This window comes from Bacteroides sp. 51 (genome assembly GCF_010500965.1).
Classification (GTDB): Bacteria; Bacteroidota; Bacteroidia; order Bacteroidales; family Bacteroidaceae; genus Bacteroides.
Genome location: NZ_QVMI01000009.1, coordinates 21909 through 36853 on the forward strand (window position 1 = coordinate 21909; position 14945 = coordinate 36853).

At 53.1% G+C, this 14945-nt stretch carries 14 protein-coding genes; 2 read left to right on the forward strand and 12 right to left on the reverse strand.

The features are described 5' to 3' along the window. Nucleotide 1: 1 nt before the first annotated feature. Nucleotides 2-730: a hypothetical protein gene (locus D0T87_RS08530; RefSeq protein WP_163174714.1), complete on the forward strand. Its 729-nt coding sequence runs from the start codon at nt 2-4 to the stop codon at nt 728-730. A 277-nt stretch (nt 731-1007) separates the two neighbouring features. Here the strand turns inward: D0T87_RS08530 and pckA are convergent, their stop codons facing one another. Then, on the reverse strand, nt 1008-2615 hold the full coding sequence (gene pckA, locus D0T87_RS08535) for a phosphoenolpyruvate carboxykinase (ATP) (protein WP_163174715.1): 1608 nt from the start codon (nt 2613-2615) through the stop codon (nt 1008-1010). 258 nt (nt 2616-2873) lie between these two features. Between pckA and upp the strand changes: the two genes are divergently transcribed. Continuing rightward, on the forward strand, nt 2874-3527 hold the full coding sequence (gene upp, locus D0T87_RS08540) for a uracil phosphoribosyltransferase (protein WP_163174716.1): 654 nt from the start codon (nt 2874-2876) through the stop codon (nt 3525-3527). A gap of 149 nt (nt 3528-3676) precedes the next feature. Here upp and D0T87_RS08545 read toward each other — a convergent pair whose 3' ends face one another. The 11 genes from D0T87_RS08545 to D0T87_RS08595 form a co-directional block, all read right to left on the reverse strand. Beyond that, entirely contained in the window at nt 3677-4030 is a 354-nt protein-coding gene (locus tag D0T87_RS08545) for a helix-turn-helix transcriptional regulator (protein WP_163174717.1), read from the reverse strand. A 26-nt stretch (nt 4031-4056) separates the two neighbouring features. Further along, the gene (locus tag D0T87_RS08550; protein ID WP_163174718.1) at nt 4057-5763 is read right to left on the reverse strand and encodes a hypothetical protein; all 1707 of its coding nucleotides are present in this window, start codon (nt 5761-5763) and stop codon (nt 4057-4059) included. Between the two features lie 18 nt (nt 5764-5781). Continuing rightward, nucleotides 5782-7770 (reverse strand): fimbrillin family protein, encoded by a 1989-nt coding sequence (locus tag D0T87_RS08555; protein WP_163174719.1) that lies wholly within the window; start codon nt 7768-7770, stop codon nt 5782-5784. 30 nt (nt 7771-7800) lie between these two features. Further along, nucleotides 7801-8712 carry a hypothetical protein gene (locus D0T87_RS08560; protein WP_163174720.1) on the reverse strand — a complete coding sequence of 304 codons (912 nt, stop codon included), beginning with the start codon at nt 8710-8712 and terminating at the stop codon, nt 7801-7803. Nucleotides 8713-8766: 54 nt separating this feature from the next. Next, complete coding sequence (locus D0T87_RS08565; protein WP_163174721.1) at nt 8767-10554, reverse strand: ZmpA/ZmpB/ZmpC family metallo-endopeptidase-related protein; 1788 nt, start codon at nt 10552-10554, stop codon at nt 8767-8769. A 52-nt stretch (nt 10555-10606) separates the two neighbouring features. Further along, nucleotides 10607-11011: a helix-turn-helix domain-containing protein gene (locus tag D0T87_RS08570; protein WP_163174722.1), complete on the reverse strand. Its 405-nt coding sequence runs from the start codon at nt 11009-11011 to the stop codon at nt 10607-10609. Between the two features lie 103 nt (nt 11012-11114). After that, complete coding sequence (locus D0T87_RS08575) at nt 11115-11969, reverse strand: AraC family transcriptional regulator (RefSeq protein WP_163174723.1); 855 nt, start codon at nt 11967-11969, stop codon at nt 11115-11117. A gap of 92 nt (nt 11970-12061) precedes the next feature. Further along, nucleotides 12062-12997: a hypothetical protein gene (locus D0T87_RS08580; RefSeq protein WP_163174724.1), complete on the reverse strand. Its 936-nt coding sequence runs from the start codon at nt 12995-12997 to the stop codon at nt 12062-12064. Between the two features lie 167 nt (nt 12998-13164). Beyond that, nucleotides 13165-13620, reverse strand: a complete 456-nt coding sequence (locus tag D0T87_RS08585) for a hypothetical protein (RefSeq protein WP_163174725.1) — start codon at nt 13618-13620, stop codon at nt 13165-13167. Nucleotides 13621-13678: 58 nt separating this feature from the next. After that, the gene (locus D0T87_RS08590) at nt 13679-13897 is read right to left on the reverse strand and encodes a hypothetical protein (protein ID WP_163174726.1); all 219 of its coding nucleotides are present in this window, start codon (nt 13895-13897) and stop codon (nt 13679-13681) included. A gap of 229 nt (nt 13898-14126) precedes the next feature. After that, on the reverse strand, nt 14127-14939 hold the full coding sequence (locus D0T87_RS08595; protein ID WP_163174727.1) for a FimB/Mfa2 family fimbrial subunit: 813 nt from the start codon (nt 14937-14939) through the stop codon (nt 14127-14129). Nucleotides 14940-14945: the final 6 nt, after the last annotated feature.

The following is a 14945-nucleotide window of genomic DNA, read 5'->3' on the forward strand; positions in this document are numbered from 1 at the left end:
TATGAACACAGATACAAAAAATGAAATGAACCAAACCGATCTGCGATCCATCCGCTATCGCTCCATTCTATTTGCTTTACTTATGTTGGGTTTTGCATGGTTAATGTCCGGTTGTAAGGACGATGACGACGAGCCATTGCCACCTTATACTATAACTATTGCCGATGTGGCTGGTATACCAACCGATGTTGTTTTTGATAAAGTAGTAGCAGAGATTACCGGTGCCTGTTGGGAAGTTATCGGCTCTGTTGAGGCGCAGTATATACATGGGCAGGCTGTTTTTGAAATCACCTCTATGATCCCTTCGGATAAACTTCAAAAAGTCGATTGGTCCGACAAAGACGTTTGTGGCCATTGGCCCACCGTAGCAAGCGATTCCAATGCGAGGGTAGCAAAGCTGGGCGATTTCTTTGCTTATAACGGCAACGAAAAGGTAGGGCGCATTTACCTGTCCGACTGGGAGGGTTCAGGAGCAACTGCCAATAAAACGTTTATATATTATCATTATACCGACCGTCCTTTTACGTTGAGCGGTAAAAACCAGCCTATGGTTGAAGGAAGCGCGATGTTTAAGCATTCTATTGAATATTCCGCGCAGTTCAAAACCGGTTGGAATGCTTATGCGAATATCAATCCGGCTAATCCCGGTAAGGATGAGAACTTCGTAAACTGTACCACAACTATCCCGGATACGGAGTTGGTTTGGCGTTTCGAATCGTACGTTTATTAATCACACTTCTTGTTTTTTTGGCAAGCTAAGTTGCTAATCATTATGCCGTTACTATGTGCTTGGGATGCCCTAGGCAAACCAATGGAATGCCTAGGGCATCTCACTAGGATGGCACCGACCTTTTTAAGCATTAAAATAAGGATATAACAGAGAAGGCGATCCCATCCGGAATCGCCTTCTTTATATTACATTACCCTTAAGGGGTTTTGTATTAATAGAACCTGCTAGCGGACCTTACCGCCCGCATGGAACCTGGGTGCGGCACCTTGCCGCCTGCTTACAATTTTGGACCAGCAGCAACTAATGCTTTACCAGCTTCGTTACCAGTGAACTTAGAGAAGTTCTTGATGAAACGACCTGCAAGGTCTTCCGCTTTTTCGTTCCACTGAGCAGCCTCAGCATAAGTATCGCGTGGGTCAAGGATCTTAGAATCAACTCCTGGAAGTTCAGTTGGAACAACGAAGTCGAAGTAAGGAATAACCTTAGTTGGAGCTTTGTCGATAGAACCGTCAAGGATAGCATCGATGATACCGCGAGTATCTTTAATAGAGATACGTTTGCCGCTACCATTCCAACCAGTGTTCACCAAGTATGCTTTAGCACCAGATTTTTCCATCTTCTTCACCAATTCTTCAGCATATTTAGTTGGGTGCAATGAAAGGAATGCAGCACCGAAACAAGCCGAGAAAGTAGGAGTTGGTTCAGTAATACCACGTTCTGTACCAGCCAATTTAGCTGTAAATCCAGAAAGGAAGTAATATTTAGTTTGTTCTGAGTTCAGGATAGATACCGGAGGCAATACACCGAAAGCATCGGCCGACAAGAAGATCACTTGTTTTGCATCAGGACCTTTAGATACTGGCTTAACGATGTTTACGATATGATCGATTGGGTAAGAAACACGAGTGTTTTCAGTTACGCTCTTATCGTTGAAGTCAATTTTACCATCAGCAGCAACAGTTACGTTTTCAAGCAATGCATCACGACGGATAGCGTTGTAGATATCTGGTTCTGCTTCTTTGCTCAGGTTGATAACCTTTGCGTAGCAACCACCTTCGAAGTTGAATACACCTTCGTCGTCCCAACCGTGTTCGTCATCACCGATAAGCAAACGTTTTGGGTCTGTAGACAATGTAGTCTTACCTGTTCCTGAAAGACCGAAGAAGATAGCCGTGTTTTTGCCTTCCATATCTGTGTTAGCAGAGCAGTGCATAGAAGCCATACCTTGCAATGGAAGCAGATAGTTCATGTAAGAGAACATACCTTTTTTCATTTCGCCACCGTACCAAGAGTTCAGGATAACCTGGATCTTTTCTGTCAGGTTGAATACAACAGCAGTTTCTGAGTTCAAGCCCAGTTCTTTGTAGTTTTCAACTTTAGACTTAGAAGCGTTCATAATAACGAAATCAGGTTCACCGAAGCTAGCCAATTCCTCAGCAGTAGGACGGATGAACATGTTTGTTACGAAATGTGCTTGCCATGCTACTTCCATGATGAAACGAAGTTTCAGGCGGCTGTTAGCGTTTGTTCCGCAGAAAGCGTCAACAACGAAAAGTCTTTTACCTGAAAGTTGCTCAGTAGCCAATGTTTTAACGGCATTCCAACATTTTGCGTCAACTGGTTTGTTGTCGTTTTTATATTCGTCAGAAGTCCACCATACAGTATTTTTGCTGGTTTCGTCCATTACGAAGAACTTATCTTTAGGAGAACGGCCGGTGTAAACACCTGTCATAACGTTAACAGCGCCTAGTTCAGTTACCTGACCTTTTTCAAAACCTTCCAAACCTGGTTTTGTTTCTTCAGCGAACAAAGTGTCAAACGACGGATTGTGTACAATCTCAGTCACCCCGGTAATACCGTACTTGCTTAGATCTAAATTTGCCATTTTCTTTTTAATTTAATTGATTTGGTATGATAATTATTGTTGTAATCTGCTTCTTTCTTACTATTTGCGATTCACGCCCTAGTAAACCGGCTACAAAAGTAATACTTTATGCGAGAAATAAACACACCATTAGAGAAATTTTTCCCTAATCGGGGTGGTTTTATAAAACGATAACAATATCTGCCATCTGCATATTGCAAATTAGATTTATATTTGTTCCTTTGTGGCATATTTAATGAATAAATAATACTTTGGGCTATGAGAATCATTAATTTAAGTGAAACCAACTCTGTACTGAATCAATACATATTGGAAATCCGCGATGTGCAGATTCAGCAGGACCGTTTGCGTTTCCGTCGTAATATAGAGCGCATTGGCGAGATTATGGCTTACGAGATCAGCAAGTCATTTCAATATACAACAAAGGAGGTGCAAACCCCTCTTGGGATTGCTCCTGTCAGTGTGCCTGCCAACCAGTTGGTGATCAGTACCATCCTTCGCGCCGGCGTGCCTTTCCATCAGGGTTTCCTGAGCTATTTCGACTATGCGGAGAATGCGTTTGTATCGGCTTACCGTAAATATAAAGATACGTTGAAGTTCGATATCCATATTGAATATATCGCTTCACCGCGGATTGATGATAAGACGCTGATCATTACCGACCCGATGCTGGCTACCGGCAGTTCCATGGAACTGACCTATCAGGCGATGCTGACCAAGGGTCATCCGGCGGAGATTCATGTGGCCTCGGTGATTGCCAGCCGGCAGGCGGTGGATTATATTGCGAGCAAGTTTCCGGAAGATAAGACAACCATCTGGTGTGCGGCGATTGATCCGGAGATTGACAGCCATTCGTATATTGTTCCAGGGCTGGGCGATGCGGGCGACCTGGCTTACGGGGAGAAGGAGTAATTGTGGTTTGTTTTTCGTAACTGCTTACGATACCTTCCTTTTGAACTTATTTATTATAACTTGCCTGTGTCCGATTCTTCACGGTAAACCCTCGCAATGACGGACATGGGGCGGGCCTTTGGGTCCGCCCCACTGCATAGCGTTATTCCTTACGCCGACCCCCTTCTCTTCCTATACCCATCGGGCGTTACGCCAAACTGTTCCTTGAACAGCCGGTGAAACGTATACCTTGACCCGAACCCCGCATCCAGGGCGATGGCTTCGACCGAGAGGTCGCTACAGTCGGGGTCTTCGAGCATCTGCACGGCGTACTGCATGCGCAGACGGGCGATATAGTCGGTGAAGGCGCAACCGTAGTACCGGCGGATGGTGTTGTGCAGATACATCTCGTTGGTATAGAGCATGCAGGCTACCTGACGGCGGCTGATACGGCGCTCGGTGTAGATGCGCGTCTCTTCCATGAGCCGGCGAAGACGGAGGTTTAATATTACTGGATTATTCATATTCATTGAGCATTTAGAATGAAGAATTATTGCACCACCCGGGGCGCTGCCTCGCCTGGGAAGAGTACCCACCTGCCAGGGCATACGGGCGGATTGCCTGCGGCATCGTTCGCCGACTGGATGGCGGCGTTCATTGTGGTGATGTGCAGGGCCGTCCATGTGCCGTTGAAGGCGTAGCAGTTGCTGACGCCGGTAGTGCCGTTTCCTGCTGCCGAGGAGGGTATGCCTGAGACATTCTGCCAGATGCAGCCGCTGATGGTGCTGTTGTTATATCCGCAGATGGCTCCTTTATAATAATCGGCGGTAAATGCGGTGGCTAAGCTGTAGCAGCCGGCAATGGTACCTGTACCTTCATTGTATTCGCAGATGCTGCCGACGTTATGGGCACAGGTTACCGTTCCGCCGAAGGAGCAGGCGATAACGGTGCCGTAGTTATTACTACAAATACCACCAGCAAAGCGAGCATCGGTATCATTGCCTACCGTAGCCTCGCGCAGGTGCAGGTGGCGGATGATACCGTAATTGCTTCTGATAAACCCACAGTTGCCGTTGCTGTTTGTCGCGCTGATAGTGGCCCCGCTGATGGTATACCCGCCACCGTCGAATATATGGCCGTCTCTGAACTTTTCTATCGGGGGAAGCGGATCGGCATAGGAGACAATGTCGATATCGGCCAGTAGGCGCACGGTGCCGGTGGCATCGAACCAGCGGGAGTAATTGGCGGAAGAACCGCTATTGTAAGCCTCGATGAACTGGCGCAGCTCGGCTTCGGTGGAGATGCCGGGGCCGGTGGGTGTGCCGGGCTTGTCGGTTTCGAGATTAGTGGGCAGCTCATTGGTAAAGTCGCTGATGGTGACGCTTTCTATCATTGCCTGGCCGCCGCCGGTGAGGCGCACGGTGTAGTTGTACTGGTGGCCGGCCGCCAGGGTGAGAGCGGTGGGGTTGGCAATGGTGTACGTCTTACCGTAGTAGGGCGAGGTGGCCGGCAGGTCGCCGGTGCCCTGGATAATGAACAGGGGCTCGCCTGCGGCCAGGGATTGCTTGGCGGGGTAGTAGGCAGGACTTAGGCCGCCGGCATCTTTGTATAGATAGCCCAATATATAGGTGAGTACCTGCGGTATACGCGGCTCGGTGTAGGGGTCGGCGGGGAGGTTATTCCATACTACAATGGCATTGGCATCTTCTTTGATGATGTAGAACTGGGGTATGATTCCGAAATCGGGCATCTCGCTGTCGGCTTCGCCGTAGCTGCCTTTGAGGGTTACCTTGAAGCGGGCAGTGGCAGGGACAAATTCAATGGCGGCCGTGGCCTCCCCGGCGGTTACTGCCGGGGTAAGGAGGCCGGTGTAGGCAACGGGGATAAGCTCATGACTGCCGTCACCGTAAGGCACTCCAAGCTGCCCGTAGGCGTAGGCGGAGTACGCCTTGTTGTTCACCAGGGGCAGGTGGGGCATAGCGGGGGCGTCGGGGGTGGTCTGGTACTGCCAGCTATTGTTGATGTACCTGTACGGCAATGTATATTCCGTGCCGTCTACCATGATAACGAGGGTGATGTAGCCAAGGGTGTACGCCGTCGCCTCCCCGGCTTCGGCGCGGGTGGAGATTTGCAACTGTAGCGGCAGTTCTTGTGCGGGTTCCGGTGCCTCGCCGGCGGCATCGGCCGAGCAGGAGGGCAACAGGAAGGGTATGATGACCATCAGTAGGATGGCAGATAGTTGAATGATTGGTTTCATAATGCTATTTTTATGCGGTTACTGTAATCCATAATTGATTGTTGGCTCAACGCCGTCCGTCCATACGCCGGTGGGGACGAAGGTGTAGTCTACCACCATTACGCTATTGCCCATGGTGCGCACGGTTTTGGTGGGGAAGGTGTAGGGCGTAGTGCCATTGGTGGCGGTGCGCACGGTAGTGCCGGCCTGGCCGGTGGCGGTGGATACATCGCTGGTAGCGTTGGAGTAGGTAGTGCCTACCGGTACTGCTGGCTCTGCGCCCGAGGCATGGCATAGGGTGATGGTAGCGTAATTCTTTCCGGCAAAGGTGCCGGCCGTTCCTGCCGTGGCGGTGCCGGTGGCATAGCAATGGCTAATGGTACCGACGTTGTAACCTTCGCCGCCGTTGCTGCCTACCAGTCCGCCAGCTCTCCCGTCGGTGGGGTCTGTTGTTTCGGCATTGCCGGTGGCATAGCAACAGGTAATGGTACCGTTGTTTGGGCCTACCAGCCCGCCGACGTTAAAACCTGTTACGGTGCCCGAGGCGGTGCAGGCGGTTATATAGGTGCCTTCGGTGTATCCTACCAGCCCGCCGGCAAAGCTAGAACCTGTTACGGTGCAGCTACTGCGGCTACGGTTGATATAACTATTACTGGTGGCGCATCCTACCAGCCCGCCGGTGTAGTTACCGCCCGTTACGTTGCCGGTGGAACTGCAATGGGAGATCACGGTGTTATATATAGACCCTGCCAGGGCGCCGTAGTAGGCGCTGGCATTAGTGCCGGTTATGGTGCAACCGCGCAGGTGGATGCCGGTTAATATGGCGGGGTTATCGGCAGTGGAGCCATATACCCAGCCAAAGAGACCAGCAGCCGCTCCATTGTAATCATTGGCTGTTTGCAGGCCGCTGATGGTGTAGCCATTGCCATTGTAAGTGCCGGAAAAGAGCACGATGTAGTCACTGCTTATCGGCACCCACTCGGTACCTGCGGGCAGGGTGATATTGGCCACCTGAATAACGCGGGCGGTGCGAGCCAGGATGCTGGTACCGGGCAGATTGGCATTGGCATTCACAACATCGCGCAGCGCAATGAGGTCCTCGTGTGTGGCGACAACGTAATCGTACCCGATGGGCAGCGTGCTGGGCGGAGTAACTACCTCTTCCGCGCCCCAGGGCGTTATATCGTTTATCTGCACGGTGGCGTTGTGGGGGTGCAGGGTAACGGCGAGCGGGTAGCGGCTGCCCGACTGTGTGGTGCTGGTGCCGGCCGGGAACGGGGCGGTGAAGACCTGCCCGTAGGCGTCGGTGATGCGCAGCGAGTTGAGCGTGGCTTCGTGGGGCACGATGACGTCTGTGCCCAGGCGGTTGCCGCCTCCGAGGTAGATCTTGCGGGATTCGCCGCGGTTGTTGGTAATGAAGAGCTCGATGTGGGTAATCAGGTTGGGGGCAATGTCGGTGCCGCCGTTGTCTTTGATGGACGCTATCTGCACGAGGGAGTAGACGTGGTCGAAGTTAAGGGTGGCGTGGGCCGACTGGCCGTTGCCGGCAGCCACGATGGTGCCGTCGGCGGCGCTGGCTGCGGCCCAGAGGTAGTCGTAATAGATGGAGTAGTCCTCGTCTGGGGTTCGCTCCTTGTCTTTGGTGGGGATGTACTCGGCGAAGATGCCTTTATCGCCGGTGAGGTGTACGTAGACGGGATCGCCGTCGACGAATGTCCACACCAGGTTGCCGTTGCCTTCGGGGTCGGTAGCGACGGCTGCGGTGTTGACAACGCTTTGGTCGGCAGCGCCGGGGTAGGCGGAGATGTTGATTATATCGCCTGCGGCGAATTGGGTGACGGGGCGGCCGTCGCTACCAGTGGCGGGGGCGAGGGCGCGGGTGATGGCCCCAGGGCTATTTACTTGTATGTGGGTGATTTGGCACAGGCCGGCATCTAAACCTGGCTCCGGCGTCTCGCCGGTGCAGGCAGACAGCAGTAAGATGATGGCTGCGGTGGCCAGGACTGATAGTATATTTGGATGTTTCATATGATTATTGTTTTAAATGATTGATTGGGGTTACCATTGGTCTTCGTTGCCCAGTCCGCCGCCGCTGCCGGGGGTTGGGCCGGGATTGGGTACTTCGTAGCGGCGGTTGTTGTAGCCGCCGTCTTCGTTTGCCGTGCCGGGGTGGAAGGTGTACCAGGTGGCCTGGTCGGTGTCGGGGCGGGTGGTAACGGTGCCGTCGGTAATGGCGAACTGGCAGGCTCCGTAAATGCTTTCGTTCTGAACCATAGTATAAAGGACGGCGGTGCCGGTGGCATCGGCCATGATGAAGTCGGTGTTTGAGAAGTTTGTTATGTTGTAATCGTAATCTTCCAACAGTTGTATTTTAAGCCAGTTGAAGGTGTCGTTAAACCACACCCTGTCTCCCTGGGCGAGGCCGGTGAAGCGGATGCACGATACCCAGTGATCGAAGCTACCAAGCTCGATGGCAGCGGTGGGAGGCTGGTTAGTAGTAAACAGAACGAAGGTATCGTTGTATAGGAACTCGTCGGTGTAGTAATAGTCTTGCCCGGGTTGATGAATGCCGGTGTAGTATGCAGTTATATTGATATTCCAGGCATCGAGGGGCAGGCTGATGGTCTTGGAGAAGTGCCACTTACCGCCGCTTCTGACAGCGGTAAGCAGATGGGTGGAAGGTACACCGGCGGTGATGCGGACTTGCAGATAAATCACATCCCCATCCTCCCACTGCTGGGCACCGTTGGCGTCGGGCTTGGTGAGGCGGGTGGTGGGTTCCGGCTCCTCGCCGGTTTGCCATGCGGGCTTGAGGTCGGGTATACTAATCTGTAGTTCGATTCCATCGGCATCGAAGCCTGGCTCCCCGGCCTCCGGGGCGCCGTCGGCGGAGCAGGAGGTGGCGAGGATGGATATGGCCATGGTAAATAGTAGGCTGGCGATGGCTGTTATTGAGTAATGGGTTTTCATGATGTTCACTGTTTTAGTTGTTGAATTTGTCTAAATTGATGGGACTAATCTTGTTCATGGTCTATATGTTTTAGTGATTTGTTCCAGCCCTTGGGTGTTCCATTGCCATTGGCAGGCATTTCCGTTGTCGAGGTTCCATGTTCCGATGGCTTGGTTCATGGCATCTGCGGCAGCCTGGGGGATTCCCGGGGTGGTTAGCTCGGGGATTTCGTAGGAGCCGGAGGTGTAGTCCCGGCCAATGGCTTTGGCCACAGAGCCGGTATGGGCGGTGTAGGTGCGCCAGTAGCAGGTGGTGATGGTGGGGGATTCCTGAATATATCCGGAAATGGCGCCTGTATGGGAGTTGGGGTATGTCTCCATATTGCTGATGGCTCCGGGTTCGGCTACGCAGGCTATCAGGGTGTTGCTATTGCTACTAAAGCCTCCGGCAGTACCAATTCCTTCATAAGTAGCCGTGGCGCTGCCGCCATCGATGTGGCAGGCTATCAGGGTATTGTTGTTTGAATAGCCGATGAGAATACCTGTATGGTAGAAACCAGATACATGGCAATCTGTGGTGCGGCAGGCTATCAGGGTACAGTTACTTGCAATTCCCGCCAGGGCACCAACCTGAGATTGCGTGCTTTTCACACTGGCATCCTTAAGGGTAAGGTTCTGGATGGTAGCGTTGGCAATATTGCCAAACAGTCCGGCGTTCACCTGCGTAGTGTTTATGGTAAGCCCGCTGATGGTATGGCCTCCACCGTCGAAGGTGGCGTTTAGGTAAGCTACTATAGGCTTCCAGTTGATGCCCGTAAGGTCGATATCGGCCCGGAGGGTGAAGGATTCACCTTGATCGTAGGAATCCGGATTGCGCATGCGGTCGGCCCAGGCCAGGAATCGGGAGAGTTCGGAGTCGTATCCGGGTAGTTCGCCGGCGGGGTAGTCTATCTCCGTCCAGGGGCGCAGGGTTACGGTGGGGGCGGTGAAGGTGCCGCGGTTGTCATAGTCGGCGGTTACTTCGATGGCTGTTCCGGGGGCGGGTGTCAGGGCTGTATTAAGGTGTAGGGTGCGGGCGGGGCCTCCATCGGCAGGGGTTATGGTGAGCAACTTGGCTCCGGCGGTGGCGGGCACTGCGTCGGGGGGCAGGATGCAGGTGAAGGTTGCGTTATTGCTATTAATCGTTACCTGCGGCTTGATGTCGTTACGATAGGCGGCGGTATGCATGCGGATGTCGGCTTCTGAGAGGTGTTGCAGGAAGTCGTCACCATTATCGACCCAGCCTTCACCTTTATTAATAGTGAGGGTGAGTTTGGTATGGAAGTGTGTCAGAGGATTGGAAGCGATGAGGGTGCGGGTGGCCGGGTCGAGTTGGAGGAGGCCGGTAACGGCATCGGCAAGGTGGAATTTTTCGGGATTATCCTGTTCAATGACTACTTGACTGTTGCCACATCTGGCGGTGAACTGGTGGGTGGTGCCATCGGCGGGGTTCCATACGTTTTCGAGGTAGATAGGCTCGCCGGTGGGTGTCCAACTGAGTTCGCCGGCACCATTGATAGTAGCACTGTAGGTTGTTTCGTATGGGGTGGCACCTTCGGGGGCTACTTCGGGAATGGGGATGGTCAGGATGTTGAGCACGTCGCCCTCCTGAAAGAACCGGGCGTTGGGGTTACGGTAGCGCGTTTGTTGTGCGTCTTCCAGGGCAACGGTTATTCCGCTTAGTGCGAGGGGTGTTCTTCCATCGGGATCGAAACCCGGCTCGGGCGCCTCGCCGTCACCATTGCAGGAGGTGAGGGTCAGGGCGAGGGTGATGGCAAGGATTGTTCCGTAAAGGATGTTGTGAATGATTGCTTCTCGTTTCATGATTGTTGATTTTATTGGGATTTGTTATTTGGTTACAATGTGCGTGTGCGGGTTACTGGTCGGCGGCATCGTCGGGCTGCCGGTTTTGGCGCCGGTACTCGTCGGGCGTGTGCCCGTAGTGCTGGCGGAACAGGGTGTGGAATACGGACCGGGAGTTGAAGCCCGATGCCACGGCAATGGATTCGATGGTGTAATCGTCTGTAGGGTGCAATAGCAACTGGCAGGCGTACTCGAGGCGGAGGTTGTTGAGGTACTCGTTTACGGTTGCGCCTTGTTTATAAAGGTGGATACAGTCGCGCAGGTATTTTTCGTTGGTGTGCAGCAGTTTGGCCAGTTTACAGCGGTTGAGCTGCGGATCTGTGTAAGGTTGTGAAGCTTGCATAAGCATATCTAGCTGGGTGCAGATGGCGTCGAGTGCGCCATTCCTTTTCTTCTTTAGTATGTCATTTTTGTTCATAGGATACATTGTGCTAAATGGTTAGCGCAAATGTATCGTATGAACTGGAAAAAGCTGTTCCGTATCTGGAAATCGTTGTCCCAGATCCGGAAAACTTTCAAAATCAGCTGGAAAAGCGGCGGAATTCGTCCGGCGTCAGTCCGTATTCTTTCTTAAAAATGTTGTGAAAGGTGTTGCGCGCTCCGAATCCGGCTTCGGTGGCAACGACTTCGATGGTCAGCTTGCGGTTGGCCAGCAACTCGCGGGCGTAGCGCAGGCGCAGGCTGTTGAGGTAGTCGTTCACGGTTTGCCCGGTGTTGTTCTGGATGCTGCGGCGCACGTAGGTTTCGTTGCTTCCCACCAGGGAGGCCAGGGTGTTGCGGTTGAGGGTGGGGTCGAGAAAGGCGCGGCCCTGCTCTACGAGCTGGGCGATGCGGTCGAAGAGTTCGTCCGACGCCGGCAAGGTGCCGGTGCCAGGTTCCATGCGGGCGTCGGACGAGTCGCCGGTTCCAGGTTCGTCATTGCGAGAGCTGTGCCCGTGGCAATCCAGGGTGTTTTCGGTTTCTTGCTGGGTTGCTTCGGGCGTTGCCCTCGCAATGCCGGCACCGGAACCTTGCCGGCGTCGGGCGGCAGAGCATGCCTGTAGTTGCTCGTGCAGCTTGTCTTGTTCGCGGATGCGTTCTACCAACGCGCGGTTCTTGATCGTGAGCCGGCGCGAGTAGAGTATCCATACGGTGAGGGCGATGAGGGCTGCGGCGAGCAGTGCGGCGGCCAGGATGGCGTAATTGCGGTTGCGGGTTTTCTCGAGGATGTGGCGGTCGACGTCGTACTTGGTGCGCATCTCGGAGAGTTGCGACTCGAGGTTGATGCCAGTGATGGAGTCGCGCATGGCGATATGCTTTTCGTAGTAGGTTTCGGTCTGGTCGGCGTCATTCAGTACGGCGTATACGCGGGCTTTCTGGCGCAACATCATGGCCATGGTGTGGGGCTGGTTATCGTCTACGGCCGATTGGTATATGCGGTCAATGATGGGTAGTATTTCCTGGTAGCGACCCATGGTGTAGAGGATGTTTACTTCGAGGTTCCATAGCTGGCGCTCGGTTCCGCGGCCCAGTAGCTCGGTGTAGGGGCGGGCCAGCCGAGGTATTGGAGGGCTTTGGTGGTGTCGCCGCTGCGGCCGTATGCTTTGGCGTATCCCTGGTATATTTCGTTAAGCTCAACGTAGTGTTCCTCGGGGCGGTCGCCCTCGGCGAGCATCTGGTTGACCTCGTCTTCCCACTGTTTAATGAGGGCCAGGAGGTCGTCGGGCCTGTTCTCTACGGAGTACTGCCGGCTGAGGTACCAGTAGGCGGAGAGGCGGAAGGGCGAGCGGGGGTTGCCGTTGGTCATGGTGAGGGCTTCTTCGAAGGTTTTTGTGGCTTCGGGGTTGCGGTTGAGCACGTTGTAGCCTTTGCCCAGGTTCAGCAGGGCGGCGGCGATGCCTTCTTTATACCCCACCCGGGTGGCGATGTCGTACATGGTCTGTGCTTCTTCGAGGGCCTGGACGGCGTCTTCCTGGAATATCATGCGACTGATCTTGAGGTTGTAGGTGCTGAAGTAGGAGTGCCATTGCTGGTGCTCGTACATGAAGTCGAGGTAGGGGGGCAGTACTTCGTACATGCGGTCGTACATGCTGTTGTTGTAGTAGACTTCTATTTCGAGGAATTTGGCGTCGCCCTCCAGGAGAAGGTTGCCTTGCCTGCGGGCTTCTTTGCCGTAGGCGTGGATGTTGGCTAGTACTTCTTCGGGGGTGCGGGTGAACTTAATGAGCTGGTGCAGGTCCTGGTAGGCGTGAAGCTTGTCTATGCCTTTGAGAGTAGGGAGAAGGGCGGTGATGGAGTCAGTCTCCGCCGGCAAGGTGGGGGCGACGCGCCCCGGCGAGGTTTCGGTGCCGGTGGCGTGGGCAGGACTAATGGATGCGATGCAGATCAGCAGGAGGGTGAGGAATTGTTTCATGGTTGTTTTCATGTATTAATGTGATAGGCAAATATACGGGATGATTGGGTTGGGGATGTGCCAAATCGTAAAAAGTTGGGGGTGCGAAGTGGACAAATCGTAAAAAACTGCACCGCGACCAGAGCAGATGCTGCTGGCCGCGGCGTTTCCGGCGTCTGTGACGGGCGGTGACGGGGTGGCTACTTAATGCTGAAACTATTGGCAATGTTGGTAGCCTGTTGCCCGTAGCCATCGGCGTAAGTGATGGAGGATACCAAGGCGATATTGGAGTCTGTGTCGCATAGTAGTACCAGGCAGACACTCACGCCATCTACTTTACCTTCAATATAGGCACCCTGCAACGTGGTCAGGGCAAGCTCGCCTATTTCGGCGTTCTTCATGTTTAGCTCCACAGCCATTTGGCCCAATGCCGTGCCGAGGTCTTCGGGGTCGATGCCATCATAATCCATTACCTCGATGGACAGATGGATGTTGGCGTTTTCGGCTTCGAAGCTTTCGGCGGTGTTTACCGATACCTTGAAGTTGGCTGGCACGCTGAACGACAGTCCGTATTGCTTCCACGTATAGCGTTGCTGAGCGTTGGCCACGAGACATAAACAAAAAATAACTGTTAGAGATACAAGAATTCTTTTCATGATTTAAAACTTTAAGTTGGTGAATAATTTATTGATAGTAAAGAAAAAACGCTGTGGGTTACTCCGGTAGCGGACAATTGTAGATATCGCGCTTCTGCCAACTGACACAGGTGTCGGTGGTAAGGGTGCTCTGATGGGTTTCGTTGGCTATGTATGTAGGGATCTCTACTGCTTCCTGTGTGGGTTCGGAGGCAGTGGTGTAGAGAAAGATCAGTATGAGGTTTACGGTAAGTAGTGTTCCGTAAAGAATGTTGTGGATAATTGTTTCTCGTCTCATGTCGTTTCTATTTAGTTCCTATCAGGCGTTTGCGGCTGAATGGCGATACACAAATGTATGGTATCGGCAAGAAAAAGGTGTTCCGTATCCGGAAAACGTTGTTCCATATTTGGAGAAATAGCAGATATGGCAGGGTGTATGCATACTTTGTATCACTTTCCGGCGTCGGGGGTGGATAAAAAAATGCCCGGAGTCTTGGAAAGGCCCCGGGCAATTGTAATACTATGAATTAGAATCCATCAATTTCTCCTTCCCATCCGGGTTTCCAGGGCTTGATGGTTCCCGTCATGCCCACCTCGGTGGTGACGGTTAGGTCTGCATTGAGCAACACGGGCTGAGTGGGATCTCCGGTGTTGAAGCCTGCCAGCGCCTGGGTTACATCCTGCTGCAACTCGTGCACCTGTCCGTCTTTAGTGGTCACTTCTATCTTGATGCGGGGACTACTGCCCGGGGAAATTCCCATGATGTGCATGGCCAGAATGCTTGCCGGCTGATATCCTTGCATGGACATGGAAGTGTGATATACGCTTTCGGTGGCGCTGACCGATCCGAATCCCTGAGCCAGATCGATCGTGTTTCCTACTCCGTAAAGCGTTACCTTCACGGAAGCGATCTTGTCGGGGTTTAATCCTGCGATGTTTACCCTTACCTGCACTTCGCGCGTCATGGGTTTGAGGGATATCTCCGGAACGAAGACCTGGTCGTTGGTTACGGTAACGTCGATCACATCGGCCTGTAGCGCCGGCGCCTGCGGCACCTCGCCGCCGGACGATGCCGGCAGTGAGGCTATTGTTTTCTTAATCGTTACCCCTTCCGAATTCCTGGCTACGACAATCCGGTATGTTCCGGGTTCCACATCAATGGAGGCTCCGGGGGTTACTTTGATCTCCTCGCCATCTTCGGTAATGATGGTGATGATGGTTCCGGGAGGCAGCTCGGTGTTGTCGGGGATGGTGATTTTCCCGGGATTATCATCATCCTTCTTACAGCCTGTCAGTATCATAAGCGATACCAGCAAAAGTATGGTTATCTTTCCTTTCATATGGGT